Source organism: Actinoallomurus sp. CA-142502 (assembly GCF_050936355.1).
GTDB lineage: Bacteria > Actinomycetota > Actinomycetes > Streptosporangiales > Streptosporangiaceae > Actinoallomurus > Actinoallomurus iriomotensis.
In genome coordinates, this window is the sequence record NZ_JBNJMY010000001.1 from 3186774 (window position 1) to 3209756 (window position 22983).

Below are 22983 nucleotides of genomic sequence, written 5' to 3' on the forward strand. Positions count from 1 at the left end.
CGCCGCTGCGTACGGTGGCGCGGAAAGCGCTTTCCCTCCCCGCTGAAGAGGTCATCGATGACCACGCGCCCCCTCGGCGTCATCATGAACGGCGTCACCGGGCGGATGGGGCACCGTCGGCATCTCGTCCGGTCGGTGCTGGCGGGCTGATGTTCGTCCGGCACGTCGTCGAGGACGCGCCGTTCCCGCACGACTTCAGCGCCGGGGCCCGTGGGGTGTACGTCGCGGAGGCGGGCCTGCGATCCTCGGCGGAGGGCCGCCGAATCGAACTGGAGACGCTTGATGATCACTCGTGAGAACCGGGTCCTGCGCCGGCCGGGCCGCCGTTTCCTCCTTCTCCCGGCGCCGGGGGGAGCGCTGGAGTCGTACGCGCTGAAGGGCCCGTACGTCTGGCCGCGGTCCGAGGGCCTGCCCACCTCACGCGTCGCGTACGCGGCGGCGCACGTTGTCGCCGACCCGCTGGCGGAGCCGGCGTCGGCGCGGCTCGACTGGGACGCCACGCTCGCCTACCGCCGCCACCTCTGGTCCTGGGGCCTGCGCGTGGCCGACGCGATGGACACCGCCCAGCGCGGCGCGGGCCTCCACTGGGACACCGCCCGTGAGCTGGTCCGCCGCAGCGCGGCCGAGGCGAAGGACTTCGGCGATCCGTACGACCTGCTCGCCTGCGGCGCCGGCACCGACCACGCGCCGGAGGCCGATTCGCCGGCGGCGGTCGCGCACGCGTACGAGGAGCAGGTCGCGGCGGTCGAGGAGACCGGCGCCCGTGTGATCCTCATGGCCAGCCGGCAGCTCGCCGCCACCGCCCGCGGCCCGGAGGACTACCACGAGGTGTACGGGCGGCTGCTGGGGCAGGTGTCCCGGCCGGTGATCCTGCACTGGCTGGGGGAGATGTTCGACCCGAGGCTGGCCGGATACTGGGGGAGCGGCGACATCGAGGAGGCGACGTCGTCGTTCCTGGACCTGGTGAACGCGCACGCCTCGGTCATCGACGGCGTCAAGGTGTCGCTCCTCGACCCCGAACGCGAGGCGCGGCTGCGGGCGGCGCTGCCCGCCGGCGTACGGCTCTACACCGGCGACGACCTCGACTACCCCTCGCTGATCAAGGACGGCAGCGACGCGCTGCTCGGCGTCTTCGACGCGATCGCCCCGGCGGCGTCCGCGGCCCTGGCCGCCCTCGACCGGGACGAGACCGTCGAGTACGAGGCGATCCTGGACCGTACGCTGCCGCTGGCCCGCAAGATCTTCGAGCCGCCGACGTACCACTACAAGACCGGCCTGGTCTTCCTCGCCTGGCTGGCCGGCCACCAGGACGCGTTCGTGATGGTGGGCGGCGCCCAGAGCGCCCGGTCGGTGCTGCACCTGACCGACGTGTTCCGGCTCGCGGACCAGGCCGGCCTGCTGCCCGACCCCGACCTGGCCGTACGCCGGATGCGGTCGTTCCTGACCACCACCGGGGTGCTGTGAACGCCTGTCGCTGAACCAGTGGACGACGCGGCGCTGGTCCGTAGCCGAGGCCGTGGACGGTTGCGTACGCCACGGTCTGGAGGCGATCGGACTGTGGCGCGAGCACGTGGCCGACCACGGCCTTGAGGCGACCGCCGCGCTCGTACGCTCCGCGGGCCAGCGCGTCTCCTCGCTGTGCCGCGGCGGCTTCTTCAACGAGCCGGACCGGCGCGAGCAGAACCGGCGGGCCATCGACGAGGCGGCGGTCCTGGAGGCGCCCGCCTCGTCCTGGTGCCTGGCGGGCTGCCCGCCGGATCCCGCGACCTCGCCGGCGCCGTACGCGGCCGAGCGCGGTGTACGGCTGGCGATTGAGGCACCGCATCCGATGTACTGCGCGGATCGGTCGGTGGTCTCGACGCTCGCCCAGGCGCTCGACCTGGCGCCGCCGGAGGTCGGAGTGGTGGTCGACCGCTTCCACCTCTGATGGGATCCGGACGTGTTCGCCTCGATCGCCCGCGCGGGGTCGCGGATCGCGAGCTTCTAGGTGTGCGACTTCCTCGACCCGCTCCCGGCGGCCGTCCTTCTGGGCCGGGCGATGATGGGCGACGGCGTGATCGACTTCCGCCCGCCGACCCGGACGAGGTCGTCGCGACGACGAAGAAGCGGTACGCGGAACGGGTGCTCGGCTAGGGCGTGTCCCGGGCGGCGAGCGTACGGGCCACGAGGGCGGCCAGCAGCAGCGGGACGACGAGGTAGGCGATGCGCAGCCCGATCAGGTCGGCGAGGTGGGCCAGCACGAACGGCGCGCCGCCGATCGCCACACCGGACGCCAGCGCGGCGCGGGCCGCCGCCCGGTCGGGCGCGTGCGGCCAGGCGGCCACCGTACGGCTGACGGTCGTGGGATAGAGCAGGGCGACCCCGAGCCCGGTCACCAGGAGCCCGGCGCCGGCCAGGAGCAGGTCGGGCGCGGTCCAGAAGACGGCGAACCCGGCCGCGGCCACGGCGACGCACACGAGCATGAGCGGCCGGGCCCGCGGCAGCCGCCGGGTCACCGGCACCGCCAGCGACCGCCCGGTCGCCATGCCGACCAGGAACAGGGAGGCCACCGCCGGCGCCAGCCCGTCCGACGCGTGGTGCCACTCGGTCACCGCCGAGGCCGCCCAGAACACCATGCAGAACTCCACGCTCACCGCGAAGAGCACCTCGACCCAGGGCCCGATGAGCCGCCGAACGTCGGCGCGCGGCGCGTCGTCCGCCGGGACCTCGGCCGCCGGCAACGGAACCCGCCAGGCGGGCACCAGCACGAGGACGAGCATGACGAGCGGCACCACCAGGTACCCGGCCCGCCAGCCCATCCCGGCCGCGAGCGCCCCGCCCACCATCAGGGGAGCGAGCACGGACGCCGCGCTGGCGAGCCCGTTCGCCTCCCCGACCGCCGCCGCCGGGGCGTGCGGGTGAAGAGCGGACAGCAGAGCGGGGATCAACTGGATCAGCAGCGCCCCGCCGATGCCGATGAGCAGCGCGCCGAGGAGCGTGAGCGCCTGCGCCGAGGTCGCCAGGAGCAGCCCACCGGCGATCATCCCGCCGATGGACAGCCGCAACGCCACCGCCCGGCCGACCCGCCCGACCAGCAGACCGCCGAAGACCCCGACGATCAGCAGCCCGACGGCGAAGAGGGTGGGGTAGAAGGCGACCTGGTCCCGGCCGACCCGAAGATCCTTCTGAAGGGGCACGAGGATGGCGCCGAGCCCGTTGAGGAGGAAGCCGAAACAGCTGAGAACGGCGTACAGCAGCCAGGTGGCCCTGCCCCGCGACAAACCCCCCGAACGATCCACAGGGGGGAGACTAGCCCGAAGGGCGACCGTCCTCGACGCGCTCCCCGGCGGCCGGCGAGACGCACGGGACGACAGCGGCCGCCCGTTCGCGAGGAGTGGTGCAAGTCCGCTAAACTCGCTGAGGCGCCACGGACCAGGGGTTCGCGGCCCGTGGGGTATGGTGTAATCGGCAGCACGACTGATTCTGGTTCAGTTAGTCTAGGTTCGAGTCCTGGTACCCCAGCACAGCATCTGACCTGCGGCGGGAGCCTCTGATGAGGCCCTGCTTTCGTCGTTTCTGGGCCCGCGCGGGAACGAACAGGGCGCTGTAGACGTGCGATGCTTCGCCTCAGGAGCCCAAAAGATCGCGTGACAGGGTTAACCGATCCGGACGCCGGTTCCACACCGCCCTGCCCCTGCCATACGTCGGACGGACGCTACGTCGCAGCGCCCTGCGAGCTGACAGAGGAAGGTCTCGCCGATCTGGCCTTCCTCGGCGACAGCGGCTAACCCGGTGTGGGACGGCGGTGGAAGCAGGCGGGCTATGAGGAGGAGACCGGGAGCATCGTCCATCTGACCGACGTTGAGGTCGAGTTCGCCCGAGGCCTCGTCGTCCGTGTCCGTTGGGCGAGGGGGCGCGACGATGGCTTCCCGTCCTCGGAGTGGTCGACCAAGGAGCGGCTCGCCGACGCCCTTGTGCTGGGCAATCAGGATTACCTCGCGGCACAGGGCTACCGGATGAGTCCTGCGCTTGATCGTGTTTGTGCGGGGATGGTCTCTCGCTACGGCGACCGTATCGCCTGGCTCCACAAAGTCGGGACGTTGCTGAATCGCCGCATCCGCCGCCTCAGGTAGCCGGCGAACGCCGCCGTTGCGCCGCTGGTTCCTGCGTAGCCTGAAAGGCTTGGGCATTGTCGTTGTCGGGGGACAGATATGTTTGTCGGCATGGACGCCGAGGTGAGCCAGCAGGAACTGAATGACCTTCTCTCCCAGGCCGACGTGCTGCCGGTGGCGACCGGCGACCGAACCCTGTCCGGGGAGCCGGTGCTGGTCTTCGTCCAACTGCCGACCGGGCCGGGCGAGGGCTTCCGGTACGTCTACCTGACGCCGGATGGCACCGTCGTGGCCCGCGCCGCCGAGGCCGTCGGTCCGCCGCCGAGCCCAGATGGCGCGTCCATCGCCGAGATGACCGAACACATCAACACTTCGGTGGTCACCGTCAGCGCACCGGACGGTTCCGCGCTGCTGTACCTGCGACACAAGAAGGTGTGGAAGAGCACCGTCAGCATCGCCGACGCCGACGGCCGACCGATCGGCGAGATGCGGCAGCGGAACGTGCTGGGCAAGGTGAAGTTTCAGCTCGAGGCGTACGGGCGGCCGTACGGCAGGTTCATCGCGCACAGCACCCGGATGCTCGGCTTCGACCTGGAGGACGCCGACGGCAGTGGCTACGGCCGGCTGACCAAGGTCGGCTCGCCGTCCTATGGCGCACGCAGTGGCGTCGCCCCGTTCGCCGCCACCCAGAAGGTCGCCGGAGCGTTCGTGCTGCAGCTGACCCGGCGTCCGGACTGGCCGCTGATCACGGCGACCATTCCGCTCGCACTCGACCTGTCCATGAACCTCGCGGCGCTCTCCGGGGTGGAGAAACGCGGGTTCCAGACCGGCCAGGGATAAACCGACTCTTTTCGAGTGCCCGACTTGTCCTGCTGGTCAACACATGCGTGTTGACCGATGCGGGCTTACGTATGCAGGCTCAAGGCGGTCGGCTCGTTCTGGGGTCGTTGAAGGAGCCCATCTGGCAGCCCTTGCCGGCTGAGTCGGCGAATCCGGTGAAGGTCGCCCGTCGGTACGTGGCGAGCGTCCTCGCAGAAGTCGTCAAGATCGACGCCGATCACGTGGACGACGTCGTCCTGGCCATCTCCGAACTCGTCACCAACGCCATCTGCCACGCCGTCGGCGAAGGGCAGTCGTCGGTCTGGCTCGACATCCGGCCTCGGTGGACGCATCTGTACGTCGTCGACCCGGACCAGACCGTCCCGGGGCCGGTGCCGGCCTTCGGGGGCCGCCTGTCTCCCCGGCGGCTTCTGCTGCGGCCCCGGCAGGCGGGCGGCCAGTTCCGTAAAAGCCCGCAGGTCCGGGCCAGGTGCCGGGCGGCTGGTGTCGCGTACCAGCGGGTGCGGCCGCGCGACCGGCAGCGCGTCCAGCCCGGCCGCCGAGTGCCACGTCAGCTTGACACTTCCTCCCGCCGCCGGTCGTCGCCGGTTGTGGCGGGGATGGCGTTGTCGATGAGGACGGCGGCGATGGCGGCGGCGGTGGGGAAGGCGTCGGCGTCGAGGACCCGGGTGCGGGCCGCGGCGCCGTCGATGAGCAGCGCGAGCTGCTCGCCGAGCTGTTCAGGGTTGGCGGCGCCGGCTTCGCGGGCGGTTTCGGCGAGCCGCGCGGCGACGGCTTTCTTGTACTCGCGTGCGTACTGGGACGCCGGGTGCTGGGGGTCGTGGAGTTCGACGGCGGCGGCGATGTAGGGGCACAGGGGGGTGGTGGGGGGGATGTCGAAGGCGGCGAGGAGCCGTTCGCGGGGCGTGAGGTCGGTGCGGTCGAACACGCCGGACAGAACGGAGGGGTCGAACCGGCGCAGGTACTCGGCGACGATCTCGTCCTTGCTGGTGAAGTGCTGGTAGGCCGTGCGCTTGGACACCTCGGCCGCCGCGCAGAGCTCGTTCATGCCGGTGCGGTTGATGCCCTGCTCGCGGAACAGCTGCTGGGACGCACTGAGGATGCGCTCGCGGGCGCCCCGGCCGCGACGGCGGCCCGTGGGGCCCTTCTCCGACTCCGTCATGGGTCCATCGTACCGCAGTGGGTAACGACCGGTGTACATAATTTGTACCCCGGCCGCCCGTCGCGTACCTTAAGCACACAGATCGGTGTACATAACATCGTCATCCCCGGTGCGCACGGCACCACGGACCCAAGGGAGCGGCCATGGGAAAGCTTGACGGCAAGGTAGCGGTCATCACCGGCGGTACCACCGGCATGGCTCTGGCCGGCGCGAAGCTGTTCGTCGACGAGGGAGCGCACGTCTTCATCACCGGCCGCCGCCAGGACGCCCTGGACGAGGCCGTGAAGCAGATCGGCCGCAACGTCACCGGCGTCCAGGGCGACGCCGCCGACCTGGACGACCTGGACCGCCTGTACGACACCGTCAAGCGGGAGAAGGGCAGCCTCGACGTGCTGTGGGCCAGCGCGGGCGGGGGCGAGCCCGCCCCGCTCGGCGAGATCACCGAGGCCCAGTTCGACACCTGGTTCGGGCTCAATGCCCGCGGCACCCTATTCACCGTCCAGAAGGCCCTCCCGCTCTTCAACGACGGCGGCTCCATCCTCATGACCGGCTCCAACGCCTCCCTCGGCGCCTTCCCCGGCTGGAGCGTCTACGCCGGCAGCAAGGCCGTCCAGCAGGCCTGGGCCCGCGTCTGGCTCAACGAGCTCAAGGACCGCCGCATCCGCGTCAACGTCCTGACCCCCGGCCAGGTCGCCACCGCCAAGCAGGAAGAACTCTTCGACGAGGCCACCAAGCGGCAGTTCGAGTCCCTCATCCCTCGCGGCCGGATGGGCCGCCCCGACGAAATCGCCACCGCCGCCCTCTTCCTCGCCTCCGACGACTCCAGCTACGTCAACGGCATGGAACTCGTCGCCGACGGCGGCACCACCGCCATCTGAACCGAACAACGCACCAGGGCAGGACATCTCATGAGCAACATCAGCATCATCGGCACCGGGAACATGGCCCGCACCATCGGCGCGCGGGCGGTGGCGGGCGGCAACACCGTCGAGGTCATGGGCCGCGATCAGTCCAAGGCCGCTGACCTGGCCAAGGCTCTCGGCGGCGGCGCCACGGCGGGAGAATGGGGCACCGCCCCGGCAGGGGACATCGTCATCGTGGCCCTGTTGTACGACGGTGTCGTGCCGGTCGTCGCCCAGTACGGAGACGCTCTCGCGGGCAAGGTCATCGTCGACATCAGCAATCCCTTCAATTCCACGTTCGACGGGCTGACCCACCGCGAGGAGACCTCGATCGCGCAGGAAGTCGCCAAGGCGGCCCCGGCCGGCGCCAGCGTGGTGAAGGCGTTCAACACCATCTTCCGTCATGTCCTGGAGAAGGGTCGGCCCGACGTCTTCATCGCCGGCGATAACGCGCAGGCCAAGGCAAGTGTGGAGGCGTTCATCGAGAGCCTAGGGCTGCGCCCGCTGGACGTCGGCGGCCTGAGAATGGCGCACTGGCTGGAAGGAGCGGGCGTGGTCACGGTGGGCCTCGCCAACCACGGGATGGGGAACTTGAACTTCTCCCTCAGCATCACCGAACTTCCCGTCTGAGCAAACGGTTGACGGATCACCGAAAGGACTCGCCAAGTGAGCCCGTGGCGAGTCGGTGGGGTGGCGGCGGCCGACCGCTGAGGACGCCCTGCGGGTCACCACCAGCCGAAGGCGAGCCAGGCGAAGGCCGGCGCGACCACGATCGAGGCGGATCCGTAGGCGAGCAGGTGGCGGAAAAGGCGGGGTCGCATCGACGGCTCGGCGGCGCCGAGGATCAGGCCGCCGGTGATGCCGAGCGGGTTGATGTCGACCAGGACCGAGGCCAGGGCGAGGGCGAGCACGCCGCCGACAGGGGACACTCCATCGGCCACCAGCGGAGGCAGCAGCGGCATGACGGTCACGAACACCGCGATCGAACTGGCGGCGAAGGACGTGACCCCGGCGATGTAGCACAGCACCAGCAGGCTGAGCCACGGCGCTCCCTCCACCTGCAGCAGATCGCTGATCTTCTTGAAGGCGCCCAGGTGCTGCATCAGGCCTACGTAGGTCAGCAAGCCGCCGATCAGCAGGACCACGTTCCACGGGATCCTGGAGACGATCGCGTCGGCCGGCAGCCGTAGCGCCACCTGCAGGACCAGTGCCGCGGTCAGGCCGAGGTAGCCCACGTTCAGGTCGAAGCCGACCGAGAGGACGACGACGGTGAGCAGGCAGAGCACGGTGAGAGCGCGGACTCCGGGCCGCGCCCGCGGCGTCTTGGGCTCTGCCGCGACGGCCGTGGCCGTCTCGGCACCGCCCGAGACGCGGGTCCCGTGCTCGGGTTCCGGCGCGGCGGCGTCGGGTCCGGCCGGCGCGGCGAGGGCGGTGGCACGGCCGCGCGGCACCGCCCCGACGCGCGTCCCGACGACGAGCCACGCCGCGCAGACGACCAGTCCGGTCAGCAGGCCGCCGAGCAGGAAGGTCACCGGGGCCGAGCCGGGCAACCCGACGCCGAGCCTCGTGCTCAGCTCGCGGGCGGTGACACCGTAGACGGCGAGCGGCGACAGCAGCCCGCTGATGATGCCGGTGATGCCGAGCACGGCGGCCACCAGTGGGGAGATCCGGTACCGCGCGGCGAGGCCCAGGGCGATCGGGGAGACGATCGCGGTCGCGGCGGCGGGCAGGGTGCCGAGCGCGGTCAGCACCGCGCCGACGACGAACGGGACCAGCACGATCAGCACCAGGCGACCGCCGACGAGCCGGAGCAGCAGGTCGAGCAGCCAGTCGAGGGTCCCGTTGAGCTGGGCGGCGGCGAACAGAGCCGTCACCCCGACGATGAGCACGAAGAAGTCGCCCGGGAAGAATTTCGTCACCTCGTCCGCCGGCACACCGGAGACGAGACCGAGGAGGAACGCCGCGGACAGGGCGGCCGGCCCGAGGTCGAATCCGGGGACGAGGGTCGCGGTGAAAAGGACGATCAGGATGAGGATCGAGAGGGTTGCCATGGTCGTGAGCTCGCTTTCTCGGTCAGACCACTCCTCGGTGGCGCAGATCATGGATCTCCGATTCCGCCAGCCCGGCGAGTTCCCGCAGTACTTCGGTGGTGTGCTCGCCAAGGGCCGGTGCGCCGCGGCCGACCGTGCCCTCGAAGCCGGAGAAGCGGCCGGCCGGGGCCTGCATGAGGCGCGGACGGCCGGTGTCCTCGTCCGGTACCTCCATCACCGACCCACGGGCGCGGATGTGCGGATCGGCGCAGACGTCGGCCGCCGAGTTCACCGGGCCGGCGGCGACCCCGGCGTCGACGAGCAGCGACATCAGCGGTTCGAGGTCGTGCGCCGCGACGAACGCGGAGACGCGCGTTTCGATCTCCTCGCGGTGCTCCAGCCGGGCACTCATCGAATCGTGGACGGCGAGGTCCGCGGCGTCCATCACCTTGACCAGTCGCCGCCACATCTGCTCGGTCGAGGCGGGCAGGGCCAGCCAACGACCGTCGCGGGTGCGGTACAGGTTGTTGGGGCTGATGTGCGGGTTCTCGTTGCCCTGGCGCTCGCGGCTCTCGCCCGTCGCGCCGTACTCGACGACGAAGTCCTCCATCATCCGCAGTAGCGGCTCGTACAGCGGGATGTCGGCCAACTGGGCCTCTCCGGTGAGGTCCCGCTGACGCAGGGCGAGCATGGCCGCGAACGCGGCGTAGATGCCGGTGACACCGTCGGCCACGGGGTAGCCCGCGAAGACCGGCGGCCGGCCGGGTTCGCCCGTCCGGTAGGTCAGACCGGCGAAGGCCTCCGCGACGCGGGCGAACCCGGGGCGGTCGGCGTAGGGCCCGGTGCGGCCGAACGCGCTCACGTGGACCATCACCAGGTCCGGCCGGTACGCGCGAAGGTCGTCGAAGTCGATGCGGTACCGGCGCAGCGTTCGCGGCCGGAAGTTGGTCACCACGATGTCCGCCGCCGCGGCCAGCCGGCCGACCAGGCCGGCCGCCTCGGGGTGGTGCAGGTCGATGGTGACGCTCCGCTTGACGCGGCCGAGCATCCGCCAGCCGGACGAAACGCCGTCCTCCAGCGGTGGGTACAGGCGCGCCGGGTCGCCCCCGACGGGATGCTCGATCTTGATCACCTCGGCACCGAACTCGCCGAGGAGCGAGGACGCCAGCGGACCGGCCAGGATCGTCGACACGTCCAGGACGCGTACTCCGCTCAGCGGGCCATTGGACACCAGGTATGCCTTTCATGCGGCGAGAGGTTGCCGTCACCATGCCGTGCCGGTGAGGTGCGAGGAAGACGCGAAAGCGGCTCGCGGGTGAAAGGCTTCGCCTTTATAGTGACGCGATGCGCGTGGAACGGGCGCGATACCTCCTGGCCGCCGTGGAGACCGGGTCGCTGCGAGCGGCGGCGGCCCGGTGCGGGGTCAGCCAGCCCACCATCGGCCAGCAGATCGCGCTGCTGGAGGAGGACCTCGACGTCGTCCTGCTCACCCGCAGCCGGCACGGCGTGCGACCGACGCCGGCCGGCCACGCACTCCTCGAACCGCTGAGCCGGCTCGTCGCGGCCGAGGACGCGTTGCGCGAGTCGGCGATGGAGTCGAGCGGCGCCTACCGCGGCCGGGTCCAGATCGGCGGCGTCTCGGTGACCGCGGAGACGATCATCGCGCCGGCCGTGGGCCGTCTGCGCGAGGACCATCCGGAGCTGCGGTTCACCGTCCGCGAGGGCGCCTCGACCGCCGTCGAGGCCGCCGTGCTGGACGGCGAGCTGGACTTCGGAGTGATCACGATGCCGCTCGGTCCGGCCGCGCCGGGACTGCGGCGGACGTCGCTGCTCTCCGTCCCCGTCGGAGTCTTCGCGCGCACCGACCATCCGTTGGCCGGGCGCGACCATGTCCACTGGCGCGACCTGGAGGCCTGGCCCATCGTCACCATGCGGCCGGGCACCGTGCTGTGGGAGACGCTGCACCGGCACGTGGCGGCCCCCGACGTCGTCGTCGAGGCCATGTCGGCGCGCACCGTCAAGGTGATGGTCGGCCGAGGGGCCGGACTCGGTGTCCTCGCCCGGACGGAGACCTCGGCCGACATCACCGGCCTCGTGTGGCTGCCCCTGCGTGACGCGCGGCCGATCGAGCTGTGCCTGACCCAGCGCGAGGACAGCCGGCCCTCGCCGGCGGCCCTGATCGTGCGGCGGCTCATCCGGGCCATCGCCGAGGAGATGACGTCCCCGGTCAGCTGATGGAGCAGGTGTTGGCCACGTCGCCGGAGGTCTGGCGGGGGATGGTGGCGCTGGGCGGAGGCGCGTGGCCGCCGCCCGGGGCCGTCCAGCGTTCGAGGGCTTCGAAGGCCGTCCGCATGCAGGGGAGCAGCGGGCGCATTCTGTCCGGGAACATGTCGTACTCGATGTCCAGGTGGGAGGCGCCCTCGATCCGGTAGTAGCGGTGCAGCGCGCCCGCGCCCCGCGACCGGACCATCGCGTCGTACCGGTCGCCGTGAACCCGGATCGGCAGCAGGCTGTCCAGTGTCCCCTGCACGGTGATCATCGGTTTGCCGATGCGACCGCTCAGCGATGCCCGCCGTACGGCCCGGTGCACGCTCATCGGCCGCCGGTAGTAGTCGTAGTCGGCGTCGCAGTGGGGTGTGCCGCTCTGGCAGAACGGGATGCCCGCCTCCAGGTCGCCGTCGTAGGACGGGTCGAGCTCCTCGCGGGCTCGGCGCTGCGTGCCGTCCCAGAGCACCCGGTAGTTGAAGTCCCACAGGAACTCCGACCCCGGCGCGAACCCGGCCCGCAGCATCGCGGCGTGCGCCGCGGGGTCGCCGGTCGCCGCGTACTTGGGATACTCGCGCAGCGCCACCGGCAGGTAGACCAGCGCGTTCGGCGCGTCGTCGGGCGGCCAGAGGGTGCCTTCGGAGTCGACGCCGCCGTCGTAGAGCTCGGGGTGGTTCTCCAGCGCCCAGCGCACCAGCTGGCCGCCGTTGGAGATGCCCGCCGCGTACGTCCTGCGGAGGGGCCTGCCGTAGTGCCGGGCGACGACCGCCTTGGCGGCGACGGTGACCTGGGTCATCCGGCGGTACCACTCCAGGTAGGCGTCGCCCGGCCGCCGGCCGTCCAGGTAGAACCGCCCGTCGACGTTGCCCTTGTCGGTCGAGGCGAAGGCGTACCCCTTGGCCAGCACCCAGTCGGAGATGGTCACGTCGTTGGCGTACTGGCGGTGGTTTCCCGGCGCCCCGGAGACCACGAGCCCGCCGTTCCAGCGTTCGGGCAGCCGGATCACGAACTGGGCGTCGTGGTTCCAGCCGTGAGTGGTGTTGAACGTGGAGGTGTCCGGGAAGTAGCCGTCGATCTGGATGCCCGGCACTCCGCTCGGGTTCCGGGTGGCCGTCGACTGCAACCCCGCCCAGTCGGAGGGGTCGGTGTGGTCCGTGCCGACCGTGCCGGCGGTGGTGAGGTCGTCCAGGCAGGCGGCGACCTGCCGTTCGGCCCCGGGGACGTGGACGTGGTTCATCGTGCAGCGGGTGCCGGCGTGCGCGGGCGGCGCGGCCATCATCAGCGGGGCCGCGAGGAGCGATCCCAGCAGGGCCGACAGGACGGACGGTCTGCGAAGCGTGGGCATGGCAGCTCCCGGGAGGTGGAGACGGAACACATGTTCCTCGACCGGTGACGGGGCGCACCACGTGGCGGAGGCCACTGTTCGCCCGTGTCCGGTGGGGCCGGCGCGGTGTGCGCCGCCTCATACCGGACCGCCGGAATATGTGGGCGATCACCTGGTTCGCCGGCCCCGCCGCCACTTAGCGTTCACGGTCACGGCGTCCGAGTGTGGCTCGGGTCACACCATGAATCGTGAGGAGGGCGTATGGGAGCGCCCATGGCCGGCGACCGCGAGCACGGCGCCCTCTCCGTTCCGGTTCTGAAGGCGCGTGGCCTGGTCAGGGAGTTCCGCGGGTTCCGCGCGGTGGACGGCGTCGACCTGGACGTGGCCGAGGGCGGCGTGCACGCCCTGGTGGGCCCGAACGGCGCCGGCAAGACCACGCTGTTCAACCTGCTCACCGGGTTCTTGAAGCCGACCGCGGGCAGCGTGCGACTCGGTGAGCAGGAGCTGGCGGGCCGCAGCCCCGAGGCCATCACCCGGCTGGGGGTGGCGCGCTCCTTCCAGATCACCAGCCTGTTCGCCGAGTTGACCCCCCACCAGCACGTGGAGCTGGCGCTGGCGAGCCGGACCGGCCTCGGGTGGCGGTTCTGGCGCTCCGATCGGGCGCTGGCTCGGTTCGCCGGACGCGCCGGGGAACTGCTCGAACAGGTCGGGCTGTCCGGGCACGGCGGCATCCCGGCGGGCTCGCTGTCGTACGGGAGCAAGCGCGCGCTGGAACTGGCGCTCGCCCTGGCGCTGGATCCCAAGGTGCTCCTGCTCGACGAGCCGACGGCCGGGATGGGCGTCGAGGACCTGGAGCGCACCATCGAGCTCATCCGAAAGATCCGCACGGGCCGCACCGTGATCCTGGTCGAGCACAACATGAACGTGGTCGCCAGCCTCGCCGAGCGGGTGACCGTCCTGCAGCACGGCAAGGTGCTCATCGAGGGCCCGTACGCCGAGATCCGTCACGATCCGCGCGTCATCACCGCCTACCTCGGAGACTCCCATGCTGCGCGTTGAGGGCCTGTCGGCCTGGTACGGCGAGGCGCAGGCCCTGCGTGAGGTGTCGCTGCACGTCGACGCCGGCGAGATCGTCACACTCGTCGGACGCAACGGCGCGGGCAAGACCACGATGCTGCGCTGCCTCATGGGCCTGCACGGCTCGTACGGCCGGATCGTCGGCACGATCTCGCTGCTCGGCGAGGACATCACCGGTCTCGCCCCCCATCGCAGGGCTCGCCGCGGTCTGGGTTTCGTCCCGGACGACCGCGGCGTCTACGCCACCCTGTCGGTGGAGGAGAACCTGACGCTCCCGCCGGCGACGAGGCGCGGACTCGACCCGTGGCCGCTGGAGCGGGTGTACGAGGCGTTCCCGCGGTTGCGCGAACGGCGCCGGTTCGCCGGGACGAAGCTGTCGGGCGGCGAGCAGCAGATGCTCGCGCTGGCACGGGCGCTGCGGACGGGCGCCCGGCTGCTGCTGTGCGACGAGCCCACCGAGGGACTGTCCCCGCTGATCGTCCAGCAGATCGGCGACATCCTGCGCGAGGTCAAGGCGGCCGGCGTGACCGTCCTGCTCATCGAGCAGAACGTGCATTTCGCCGCGACCGTGGCCGACCGCCACTACCTGCTCGCCGAGGGCCGGATCGTCGAATCGCTGGACAACGACCAGGTCCGCGAACGCGAGGACGAGCTGCTCGACTACCTCGGAATCTGATGGCGGCCGAGATCTGTGACAGAGGAGACGCCGGAATGAGGATCATGGGTTGGAGCGGCGGCCTGGCCGCCGCGGGGCTGCTGCTGGCCGGGTGCGCGGGCGGACCGGGTGGCGGCGGAGGGAAGATCAGCGATGGCAAGGTGGTGCTGGCCGTGCTGAACGACCAGTCGGGCGTCTACGCCGACACCTCGGGCCGCAGCACGATCGAGGCCGTCAAGATGGCGGTGGCCGAGTACCAGGCCGAGTACGGCGACAAGGCGGTGGCCAAGAAGATCGAGGTGAAGGACGCCGACCACCAGAACAAGCCGGAGATCGCCAACTCCAAGGCGCAGGAGCTCTACGACCGGCAGAAGGCCGACGTGATCCTGGACGTGCCGACCTCGTCCGCCGCGTTCGCCGTCGCCACCATCGCCAAGAACAAGAAGAAGGTGTTCATCGACGTCGGCGCCGCCAGCACCGAGCTGGAAGGCAAGCAGTGCAACAAGTACACCTTCCACTACGGCTACAACAGCTACATGCTGGCCCACGGCACCGGTACCGAGGTGACCAAGGACGGGGCGAGGAACTGGTACATCGTCTATCCCGACTATGCGTTCGGGCAGGACATGCAGAAGACATTCGCGGCGGCCGTGAAGGCGGCCGGCGGCAGCGTCGTGAAGAGTGACCCGACGCCGTTCCCGAACGACAACTTCTCCACCTTCCTGCTCAAGGCGCCCGGCCTCAACCCCAAACCGCAGGTGCTCGGCACGATGCAGGCGGGCGGTGACCTGGTCAACCTGGTGAAGCAGTACAACGAGTACAAGCTGCGTAACAAGGGCGTCGGCCTCGCGGTCGGGCTGCTGGCCCTCAGCGACATCCACTCGCTCGGCCCGGACGCCCTGGCCGGGACCCGCTACACCGACATGTGGTACTGGAACCTCGACGGCAAGAGCCGCGCCTGGGCCGACAAGTTCCAGGCCAAGACCGGCAAGCGTCCCACCGCCAACATGGCCGCCAACTACTCGGCCGCACTGCAGTACCTGGAGGCCGTGCAGCGCGGCGGCACCGACAAGTCCGACGATGTGGTGAAGCAGCTGGAGGGCCACAGGTTCGAGGACGCCTTCGCCCGGGACGCCACCATCCGCGCCAAGGACCATCTTCTGCTGCACGACGCGTACCTGTCGCAGGTGAAGCCGTCCAGCGAGGTCAAGGAACCCTGGGACTACGTGAAGATCCTCAAGACCATCCCGGCGTCGGAGGCGTTCCAGCAGCCCGACCCGTCCTGTGACCTGTAGGCGGCCGGTGTGCTCCAGCAAGCGTTCAACGGGCTGGTGGGCGGGGCGTTCTACGCCCTGCTCGCCCTCGGCCTGGCCGTCATCTTCGGGATGCTGGGCGTGGTCAATCTCGCTCATGGCGCGTTCTACATGCTCGGCGCCTTCGGGGCGTTCATCGCGCTCGATTCGTTCGGCCTGAGCTTCTGGGCGGCCCTTGTGCTGGTCCCGCCGCTGTTGGGCGTGGCCGGCATCGTCGTGGAACGGTTGTTCGTCCGGTGGCTGACGCCGCTGGACCCGCTCTACAACTTCCTGTTCACCTTCGGCCTCGCGCTGATCCTGCAGGACCTGATGAAGCGGGAGTACGGGGCGAACTCCCAGCCCTACCCGAGGCCGTCGACGCTGAGCGGCACCGTCGACCTGGGGCTGTTCACCTACCCCGCCTACCAGGTGTTCGTGCTGGCGGTGTCGGTGGTGGTGTGCGGGGCAGTGTGGGCGGTGCTGGCCCGCACCCGCGTCGGCGTGATCATCCGGGCGGCGACCGAGCGGCCCGAGCTGACCCGCGCGCTCGGCATCGACGTCGGCCGGTGGGTGACCCCGGTCTTCGGCTTCGGGGTGGCGCTGGCGGCGTTCGCCGGGGTGCTGGCCGCGCCGATGCGGGCGGTCAACCCGCTGATGGGCTCCGATCTGATCATCACGGTGTTCGCCGTCGTGGTGATCGGCGGGCTCGGCTCGGTGTTCGGCTCGGTCGCCGCCGGGTTCGCGGTCGGGATCGTGTCGGCCCTCGGCAACTACTACGTCCCGTCGCTGTCGCAGACGCTGGTGTTCGTCCTCATGGCCGCGGTGCTGCTGTGGCGCCCGGCCGGGCTGTTCGGACGTGAGGAGGCGTCGCGGTGATCCTTTCCCGGCTGGCCCGCCCAGGCCGGAGCGGTCGGCTGCTCTTGGTGATCGGAATCTTCGTCGCCCTCGTGCTGCCCTGGATGATCTACCCGCCGGTGGCGCTCGACATCGCCTGCTGGGCATTGTTCGCCGCGGCCGTGGACCTGCTGCTCGGGTTCACCGGGCTGCTGTCGTTCGGCCACGCCGCGTTCTGGGGCGGGTCGGCCTACTGCACCGGCCTGATCGCGCTGCACACCGGGACGCCCTTCCCGGTCGCGATCCTGGGCGGCGCGGCGTTCGCGGCGCTGCTGGCGCTCCCGATCGGGTACCTGTCGGTACGGCTGACCGGAATCTACTTCGCCATGGTCACCCTGGCCTTCGCGCAGATGATCTACTTCATCGCCAACCAGTGGCGGGACGTCACCGGCGGGGAGAACGGCCTGCAGGGCATCCCCCGAGAACTGTTCGGCCTTGACCTGTCCGAGCCGTTCTACTTCTACTACGCGGGCCTGCCGTTCGTGCTGGCCGGGTTGTTCGCGGCCTGGCGGATCGTACGCTCTCCGTTCGGCCGGGTGCTGGTCTCCATCCGCGACAATCCGGCACGGGCGCGCGCCCTCGGCTACCCCGTCGACCGCTACCGGCTCCTGGCCTTCGTCCTGTCCGCTGCGCTGTCCGGGACGGCCGGGGGCGTGTTCGCGATCGGCCACGGCTTCGCCTCGCTCGAGGGGGTCTACTGGACCACCTCCGGGCAGGCGGTGATGATGGTCGTCCTCGGTGGCATCGGCACCCTGTGGGGCGGTGCCATCGGCGCTGCCCTCGTCGTCCAGCTCCAGGACTTCCTGGCGACCGCCGGGTTCGAGGAGACCGGGATCGTCACCGGCTCGATCTTCATCGTGATCGTGCTGCTGTTCCGCCGGGGCATCTGGGGAACGGCCCGTCACCTGCTGGCATCCCGGCGGCGCCCGGACGCAGCGTCCGGCGACACGGCGTCCGAGCCGAGAAAGCCGGCCGGCACCGCCGCCTGACCGCCGAGGGTGGCGGACGCCACGCCGGCCAGGGGCGGCTCACGCGCTCGCGCGACGGCTCAGCACCGTGCGGCCGGCCCGCGCTGGGCCCGGCGGTGCGCGGCGTACTGTTCCCCGAGCGCCACCTTCGAGAACTTCCCGGTCGCGGTCTTGGGGATCGCCGGCAGGACCCAGATCCGCTCGCGTCGTTGAGAATGTAGGTCGGTTCCGTCGCGAACAGCCGGTGGTTGCGGGTGTGCAGCACGCGGCCGCCGCTCGGTACCGCGAGGTACAGCTCGACGTGTCGCTGGGAGTTCCAGCCGAACGTCCCGACGCGGGCGTGACGGGGCACGTCGAGCAGGTCGAGGGCGGCGCGAGCCGTCGTGCGCGGCTGACCACCTCATGCCAGGTCGTGACGACCTCCCCGTTCGCCGGCCGGTGGAGCACAAGGCACGAAGGATCGAGACCTACCGGGCGACCATCTTGAGTGCGAGACCGGCGTAGAACTCGCCGAGTTCCTCCGGCGAGTCGGAACCGTCGAGCCGGTACCAGCGGACGAGGTCGATGCTGAGCGACAGCATCGCGCGCGTGACCCGCTTGACGTCCACCTGCGCGAACGACCCGTCGGCAGCCCCGCGGGCGATGGCGTCGCGGAAGAACGCGTTGGTCTGGTGGCGCAGCTCCAGTATCTCCTCGTAGTGCCCTGCCGCGAGTCCGGCCAGCTCCAGCTGGCAGACGCGCGCCGCTACGTGGTGGCGGGCATGCCAGGAGGTGTACGCCGCGATGACGGCTCGGAGCCGGTCCGCCGAACCGTCGCCGCCCGCGCTCAGCACGGACGGGTCCTGGAGGTGCGTCAGTACCCGCTCGTGCCCGGTCCGGACGATCTCGAACAGGACCAGTTCCTTCGACGGGAAGTGGACGTACAGCGCCGCCGGGCTGAGCCCCACGCCCTCGGCGATGTCGCGCGTGGTCGTGGCGTGGAAACCGTTCGCGGCGAAGCACCGTACCGCCGACGTCAGGAGGCCGCGCTGTACGTCTCCGAGCTCTTCTCTCCAGAGAGCGGAAGAGTGGTCCCGCAGCCGCGGATCGTCCGCCAACTCCTGTGCGGTGAACCGGGCCTGCCGTTTGGCCATCCGCGACTCTCGCTCCTTCAGGTCCGGCACATGGTGCTGATGCCGCTCGCGAGTGCCTCACCGGACGTCGCCGCACGATCCGGCCTTCGCTCGCGGCGAGCCTTGACAGAGGCATCCTACTCAGTGACTATGCGCTTATTCATTGCGGCCGCCCGGTGGTCGACCGCGTTCGGCATCCTCGGACAGGACCGGTGGACGAGCCCGCGTTGACGGGAGCGAAGGGTTGTGAAAACGCGCAGTTTTCTCCGGCTTCTCGTTGACGGGGCGCCGCTGCCGCTCTACGACGAGGTCCTGCGCGACGCGGTCGCCGACGCCGCATCACCCGCCGAGGCAGAGAACCTGCAGGCCGAACACACGCTCGCCCTCCACCTTCGCGACACACTGGAGAAGCAGCGCGCTCGCCACGAACAGCAGCGTGCGCTGGTCGAGTGCGCGAAGGAACTGGCCGAAGACCGCAGCGACCCCGACACCATCCTGACCCTGATCGTGGGGCAGGCGCAGCGGCTCCTCGGCTGCGACATGGCCTACCTCAGCCTGAACGACGACGAAGGCGGCGCGACCTGCATGCGAGTGATGGTCGGCGCTACGTCCTCGGCCTGGAAGGATGTCCGGATCCCGTTCGGAACCGGTGTCGGCGGCAGAGTCGCCGCAACCGGCACGCCGTTCTCGACGCCCGACTACTTCAAGGACGAACGGCTGACGCACGATCCCGCCGTCGACGCCTCGGTCAGGGCTGAGCGGCAGGTGTCGATCGTCGGCGTGCCGCTGCGCAACAGTGCCGTCATCGGGGTGCTCTTCGCCTCCAACCGCACGGCGGGCCCGTTCTCCCACGACGCCATCGCTCTCCTCGGCTCCTTCGCCGCGGTCGCCACGAGCGCGATCGAGCAGGCGCGGTCGAGGCATGATCGGGAACGGACGCTGGAGGCCCTGCGGCATACCAACCAAACCCTTCGCCGGCGCACGGCCGAGCAGGAGAGAGCGGTCGCCGTGCACGACCAGAGTATGGACATCGTCCTTCGGGGCGGCGGCGTGCAGGAGGTCGTGACCGCCGCCGGGGAACGGCTCGGCGGTGCGCTCGCCATCTTCGACGAATTCGAGACGCCCGTCGCCTGGACCCCGGGGACGTCCGAGGAGGTCCTGAAGGCGATGTCCGCCGCGGCGGCCGGCTCCGCCGGCGGCGTCCATGACGGGACGTACTGGGTCACCGGTCTCGTGGCCGGCACCGAGACCCTCGGCACACTGGCCTGGGCCCCGGCGACCACGCCCGGCCAGGTCGGCGACCCGGACCGGCGGCTGCTCGAACGGGCGGCCGTCGTCGCCTCGCTGCTCCAGCTGTTCCGCCGCAATCTCGCCGCCGCGGAGGCCCGAGTGCGCGGCGAATTGCTCGACGACCTCCTCACGCCCAACCCCCGCACCTACTCCTCGCTCGCCGAGCGCGCCCTGCGGATCGGCTACCAGCCGCACAAACGGCATGCCGTCGTCGTCGCGCACATCCGGGCGGAGAACCGGCAGAGCCTCGCGTCCGTGGCGTCCGATCTCGCGGCCGCTCGCGGCGGTCTGAGCACCGTACGGGACGACCGCGCGGTCCTGGTCATTCCCTCCGACGACCCGTCGTTGACGGGCCGCCGGACGGCGCGATCGATGACCAAGCGCCTTGGGGCGCCGGTCACCGTCGGCGCCGCCGGGCCGGTCGACGACCCGGCCGACCTGCCCGCCGCCTACAGGGAGGCGCTGGCCTGCGCACACGCCCTGCTCCGGCTCGACCGTGCGGGCACCGTCGCGACGGCCACCGACCTCGGGTACACGGGGCTGCTCCTCGGCGACAGTGCGTCCGCCGTCGCGTTCGTGGCACGGACCCTGGGTCCGGTCATGCAGCACGACGAAGAGCGGTCGACCATGCTGATGGAGACGCTCGACACCTACTTCACCACCGGGCAGAGCCTCGTAGCCAGCGCAAAGCGGCTGCACATCCACCCGAACACCGTCACCCAGCGCCTCGACCGGGTAAAACGCCTCCTCGGAGTGGACTGGAACAGCCCGGACCACACGCTGGAAGTGCAGCTGGCGCTGCGGCTGCATCGCCTGAGCCGCGAACTCGAGGACTGACACCGGCCGGCCGCCGCCCATCAAGCCGGTCACAGCCGGAGATCGCCGGAGGGCTGGCCGGAGGCGTCGATCGCGTGCTGATAGCGCTCGGTCAGCTTGCGTAGTGCATCCACCAGCTCCTGGGAGTCGACGATCGTGAAGTCCGCGTCCTGCCGACACCGCGCGCGATTCGTGCCGCGACCTCATGGTCGGGCGGTAGCGGGCGAGGTGTGAAGCGCGGTCCCGTGGGTGGGCGCGGCTCGACCGAGCGTCGGCCGGCGGTACCGGAGTGTGTCCGGTAGTCGAAGCGGAGCCGTTCATGGTCCCGGCACGCGCCCGCGATCAGGGTGAGTACGTCGGGGTCCACCTGCGGGCAGCGCGAGGGCATCGGCAGCGCGTGGGACTGGAAGGCGCCGCCCCCGGTGGCGCAGCCGCGAGGGCAGCAGCTGCCGCAGGCTTCGCCAGCGTACGTACCGAGGTCTCCTCGAGTCCCGCGATCGAGCCGCTCGCGGCGGTGCGCAGTCCTGGCAGATCCGGGAACGAGCGTTGCGCGTCAAGCCGTTCACCAAGCTGCGCCGGACGGACCGCGACGCGCTGCTGGCCGAGGCCGTACGGCGGTGCGCCTTCGTCGCGCCCCAGGCGACCTACGACATCGTCCTCGACGAACCGCAGGTGGACGGGCATGCCTGACGACGACGAACAGCGCGTCCGCGGCGCAGGTCACCGTCGGGCCGGGCGCGGCCGGCCTTCTCAAGGTCTCAGCATGCGGTTCTGCCTACCGACAGCGAGGCTTCACTCGGATCGCGGCGGGTCAGCAGCCGAACGGTTCGTAGAACGAGTCGACGGCGGGCTGGCCGGTGTAGTTCGGACCGGCTTGGTCATCGGCTCCGAGGTAGCGGTGAGAAAGCCGGATCTCCCCGCCGCCACGACGCGAGATCCGGCGGCGAGCGGCGTCGTAGACGAACCCTTGCCGGCGCAGTTCGGCGGTGAGCCGGCGACCGGCCGGTGCACCGTCGGCGCGGCGGACCGAGTGCGCGTCGAAGTTGGCGGCGAAGAGCCCGTCCTCGGTCAGCCAGGAGGCGACACGCGCCAGAGTGCCGAGTTTGTCGCCGACATAGTGCAGCCCATGCACACACGTGATCAGGTCGAACCGGCCGTCGGGAACCCACTCGGTCACAGAGCCGGTGACCAGCCGCAATACCGGCGGAAAGGGACCCCCCACGAAGTGGTCCACGAGGTCAAGTCCGACGATCTCGACCCGTCCCGCCACATTCCGGCCGGTCAGCAGTCGGGCGGCCTCTGCCAGAGCGCGCCCACTCCCACAGCACAGGTCCAGCCACCGTACACAGGCCGCCCCCGCACTGCGGTCGGTCAGTTCCGCAATGATGTCCAAGCCGAGCTCACGGCCATAACCGTTCGAACCGCTGAGCGACCGCTCGCGATTCATCGCGCAGTTGGCCACCACCGACGAACTCTCCAGCGCATCATCGTCCAGCAACCCCGTCACACCGATCATTGTGTCCGCCGTGCGGCAAAAGCGACACGGACGGGTGGCAGCCTTCGCGGAGGCGGGCATCGACGCTCACGATGTCACACCGTGGAATGCCTATCCCTGGTACATCAATCGAGCGAGATCCTCGAGCACCAACGCTTCCAGGTGGTAAGCACGTACCATCCCGGCAGACAGGCATTGTGGTCCCGCGACCCCGTCGTCCGTGCTCGGGTGTAGGAGATCGGCGACTGGCGGGTGGGTATGGAGTGAGCAAAACAGTACCGGTCGAGTTTGGTGGGCGTTGGTTCTGGGCCTACGACGTAAGCCTCGGGATCTTGCTCCTGGAAGCCATTCACGTGGCCAGGGAGACGCCACCCGGGCAGCGGCCACCACGGACCGACGCCGTGTTGGACGACCTGCGAACTCACGTGCAGGTCGGCTCCAGTTTCGCCTTTCCACTGGACGCCGACGAGTGGGATGACGGGCAACGGGACTTCGTCCGCTCGATCATCGCGGAGGCGGGCCGCCGGCTGCGCGGGTACGGGATCGTCACGTCGGCGCAGGCTGCTCAACGCTACGTGATCGATGGTGAGCCCTACTTCCTGCGTGGACATGAGCACGTCAACGGCGAGGTGGTCGCCGACCTCGCCGAGGCGATCGAAGATTTGATCCAGGATCAACTGCCGCCGGTGCCCGTGACTGACCGGCATTGGTTCTTCGGCGTAGAAGGTGGCCCACGCACGCTGTGAGGACAGCTCGGCGAGGTTGCCCGG

23 protein-coding genes, 1 tRNA gene and 1 pseudogene are annotated in these 22983 nt (G+C 70.5%); 18 read left to right on the forward strand and 7 right to left on the reverse strand.

Annotation, left to right across the window (positions count from 1 at the left end; genetic code table 11):
* Window positions 1-149 precede the first annotated feature (149 nt).
* The 3 genes from ACQEV1_RS15485 to ACQEV1_RS15495 are packed head-to-tail and all read left to right on the forward strand — an operon-like array spanning window position 150 to window position 1927.
* Window positions 150-296 carry a hypothetical protein gene (locus ACQEV1_RS15485; RefSeq protein ID WP_433394524.1) on the forward strand — a complete coding sequence of 49 codons (147 nt, stop codon included), beginning with the start codon at window positions 150-152 and terminating at the stop codon, window positions 294-296.
* Complete coding sequence (locus tag ACQEV1_RS15490; protein ID WP_285617890.1) at window positions 283-1464, forward strand: DUF993 family protein; 1182 nt, start codon at window positions 283-285, stop codon at window positions 1462-1464. Before ACQEV1_RS15485 ends, ACQEV1_RS15490 begins: the two co-directional genes overlap by 14 nt.
* Window positions 1465-1516: 52 nt before the next feature.
* Entirely contained in the window at window positions 1517-1927 is a 411-nt protein-coding gene (locus ACQEV1_RS15495) for a sugar phosphate isomerase/epimerase family protein (protein WP_433394525.1), read from the forward strand.
* A gap of 202 nt (window positions 1928-2129) precedes the next feature.
* Here the strand turns inward: ACQEV1_RS15495 and ACQEV1_RS15500 are convergent, their stop codons facing one another.
* Window positions 2130-3278: an MFS transporter gene (locus tag ACQEV1_RS15500; RefSeq protein ID WP_433394526.1), complete on the reverse strand. Its 1149-nt coding sequence runs from the start codon at window positions 3276-3278 to the stop codon at window positions 2130-2132.
* A gap of 151 nt (window positions 3279-3429) precedes the next feature.
* On the opposite strand from ACQEV1_RS15500, the gene ACQEV1_RS15505 reads away from it, so the two are divergent.
* From ACQEV1_RS15505 to ACQEV1_RS15520, 4 genes and pseudogenes are all read left to right on the forward strand, one after another.
* Window positions 3430-3501 (forward strand) — tRNA-Gln (locus ACQEV1_RS15505).
* 272 nt (window positions 3502-3773) lie between these two features.
* Window positions 3774-4112 (forward strand): hypothetical protein, encoded by a 339-nt coding sequence (locus ACQEV1_RS15510; protein WP_433394527.1) that lies wholly within the window; start codon window positions 3774-3776, stop codon window positions 4110-4112.
* A gap of 90 nt (window positions 4113-4202) precedes the next feature.
* Window positions 4203-4931 carry a hypothetical protein gene (locus tag ACQEV1_RS15515; RefSeq protein WP_285617887.1) on the forward strand — a complete coding sequence of 243 codons (729 nt, stop codon included), beginning with the start codon at window positions 4203-4205 and terminating at the stop codon, window positions 4929-4931.
* Window positions 4932-5002: 71 nt separating this feature from the next.
* A pseudogene (locus ACQEV1_RS15520) lies at window positions 5003-5278 on the forward strand (ATP-binding protein); the annotation flags it as partial.
* Window positions 5279-5481: 203 nt separating this feature from the next.
* On the opposite strand, the gene ACQEV1_RS15525 reads toward ACQEV1_RS15520, so the two are convergent.
* Window positions 5482-6093, reverse strand: a complete 612-nt coding sequence (locus tag ACQEV1_RS15525) for a TetR/AcrR family transcriptional regulator (protein ID WP_433394528.1) — start codon at window positions 6091-6093, stop codon at window positions 5482-5484.
* Between the two features lie 143 nt (window positions 6094-6236).
* On the opposite strand from ACQEV1_RS15525, the gene ACQEV1_RS15530 reads away from it, so the two are divergent.
* Window positions 6237-6971 (forward strand): SDR family NAD(P)-dependent oxidoreductase, encoded by a 735-nt coding sequence (locus tag ACQEV1_RS15530; protein WP_433394529.1) that lies wholly within the window; start codon window positions 6237-6239, stop codon window positions 6969-6971.
* A gap of 30 nt (window positions 6972-7001) precedes the next feature.
* A complete protein-coding gene (locus ACQEV1_RS15535; protein WP_433394530.1) occupies window positions 7002-7625 on the forward strand; it encodes an NADPH-dependent F420 reductase in 624 nt (207 codons plus the stop codon).
* A gap of 95 nt (window positions 7626-7720) precedes the next feature.
* Here ACQEV1_RS15535 and ACQEV1_RS15540 read toward each other — a convergent pair whose 3' ends face one another.
* Window positions 7721-9046, reverse strand: a complete 1326-nt coding sequence (locus ACQEV1_RS15540) for an SLC13 family permease (protein WP_433394531.1) — start codon at window positions 9044-9046, stop codon at window positions 7721-7723.
* A gap of 22 nt (window positions 9047-9068) precedes the next feature.
* Complete coding sequence (locus ACQEV1_RS15545; protein ID WP_433394532.1) at window positions 9069-10256, reverse strand: CaiB/BaiF CoA transferase family protein; 1188 nt, start codon at window positions 10254-10256, stop codon at window positions 9069-9071.
* Window positions 10257-10369: 113 nt separating this feature from the next.
* Between ACQEV1_RS15545 and ACQEV1_RS15550 the strand changes: the two genes are divergently transcribed.
* Window positions 10370-11260: a LysR family transcriptional regulator gene (locus ACQEV1_RS15550; RefSeq protein WP_433394533.1), complete on the forward strand. Its 891-nt coding sequence runs from the start codon at window positions 10370-10372 to the stop codon at window positions 11258-11260.
* On the opposite strand, the gene ACQEV1_RS15555 is transcribed toward ACQEV1_RS15550, so the two are convergent.
* Window positions 11253-12635 (reverse strand): tannase/feruloyl esterase family alpha/beta hydrolase, encoded by a 1383-nt coding sequence (locus ACQEV1_RS15555; protein ID WP_433394534.1) that lies wholly within the window; start codon window positions 12633-12635, stop codon window positions 11253-11255. The two genes, ACQEV1_RS15550 and ACQEV1_RS15555, sit on opposite strands and share 8 nt — an antisense overlap.
* A gap of 240 nt (window positions 12636-12875) precedes the next feature.
* Between ACQEV1_RS15555 and ACQEV1_RS15560 the strand changes: the two genes are divergently transcribed.
* Genes ACQEV1_RS15560 through ACQEV1_RS15580 form a run of 5 tightly spaced genes read left to right on the forward strand, consistent with a single transcriptional unit; the run spans window position 12876 to window position 17521 of the window.
* A complete protein-coding gene (locus tag ACQEV1_RS15560; protein ID WP_433394535.1) occupies window positions 12876-13673 on the forward strand; it encodes an ABC transporter ATP-binding protein in 798 nt (265 codons plus the stop codon).
* The gene (locus ACQEV1_RS15565) at window positions 13660-14367 is read left to right on the forward strand and encodes an ABC transporter ATP-binding protein (RefSeq protein WP_433394536.1); all 708 of its coding nucleotides are present in this window, start codon (window positions 13660-13662) and stop codon (window positions 14365-14367) included. The genes ACQEV1_RS15560 and ACQEV1_RS15565 overlap by 14 nt, the downstream gene beginning before the upstream one ends.
* Window positions 14368-14402: 35 nt before the next feature.
* Window positions 14403-15641 (forward strand): ABC transporter substrate-binding protein, encoded by a 1239-nt coding sequence (locus ACQEV1_RS15570; protein ID WP_285617876.1) that lies wholly within the window; start codon window positions 14403-14405, stop codon window positions 15639-15641.
* A gap of 9 nt (window positions 15642-15650) precedes the next feature.
* A complete protein-coding gene (locus ACQEV1_RS15575; RefSeq protein WP_433394537.1) occupies window positions 15651-16514 on the forward strand; it encodes a branched-chain amino acid ABC transporter permease in 864 nt (287 codons plus the stop codon).
* Window positions 16511-17521, forward strand: a complete 1011-nt coding sequence (locus ACQEV1_RS15580; RefSeq protein WP_433394538.1) for a branched-chain amino acid ABC transporter permease — start codon at window positions 16511-16513, stop codon at window positions 17519-17521. The genes ACQEV1_RS15575 and ACQEV1_RS15580 overlap by 4 nt, the downstream gene beginning before the upstream one ends.
* A gap of 446 nt (window positions 17522-17967) precedes the next feature.
* Here ACQEV1_RS15580 and ACQEV1_RS15585 read toward each other — a convergent pair whose 3' ends face one another.
* Window positions 17968-18633 carry a TetR/AcrR family transcriptional regulator gene (locus ACQEV1_RS15585; protein WP_433394539.1) on the reverse strand — a complete coding sequence of 222 codons (666 nt, stop codon included), beginning with the start codon at window positions 18631-18633 and terminating at the stop codon, window positions 17968-17970.
* 225 nt (window positions 18634-18858) lie between these two features.
* On the opposite strand from ACQEV1_RS15585, the gene ACQEV1_RS15590 reads away from it, so the two are divergent.
* Complete coding sequence (locus ACQEV1_RS15590; protein WP_433394540.1) at window positions 18859-20739, forward strand: helix-turn-helix domain-containing protein; 1881 nt, start codon at window positions 18859-18861, stop codon at window positions 20737-20739.
* 525 nt (window positions 20740-21264) lie between these two features.
* Window positions 21265-21408, forward strand: coding sequence for a hypothetical protein (locus ACQEV1_RS15595; protein ID WP_285618906.1), 144 nt, complete (start codon window positions 21265-21267; stop codon window positions 21406-21408).
* Between the two features lie 121 nt (window positions 21409-21529).
* On the opposite strand, the gene ACQEV1_RS15600 is transcribed toward ACQEV1_RS15595, so the two are convergent.
* Window positions 21530-22234 (reverse strand): class I SAM-dependent methyltransferase, encoded by a 705-nt coding sequence (locus ACQEV1_RS15600; protein ID WP_433394541.1) that lies wholly within the window; start codon window positions 22232-22234, stop codon window positions 21530-21532.
* A gap of 380 nt (window positions 22235-22614) precedes the next feature.
* On the opposite strand from ACQEV1_RS15600, the gene ACQEV1_RS15605 reads away from it, so the two are divergent.
* Window positions 22615-22959: a hypothetical protein gene (locus ACQEV1_RS15605; protein WP_433394542.1), complete on the forward strand. Its 345-nt coding sequence runs from the start codon at window positions 22615-22617 to the stop codon at window positions 22957-22959.
* The last annotated feature ends 24 nt before the right edge of the window (window positions 22960-22983 follow it).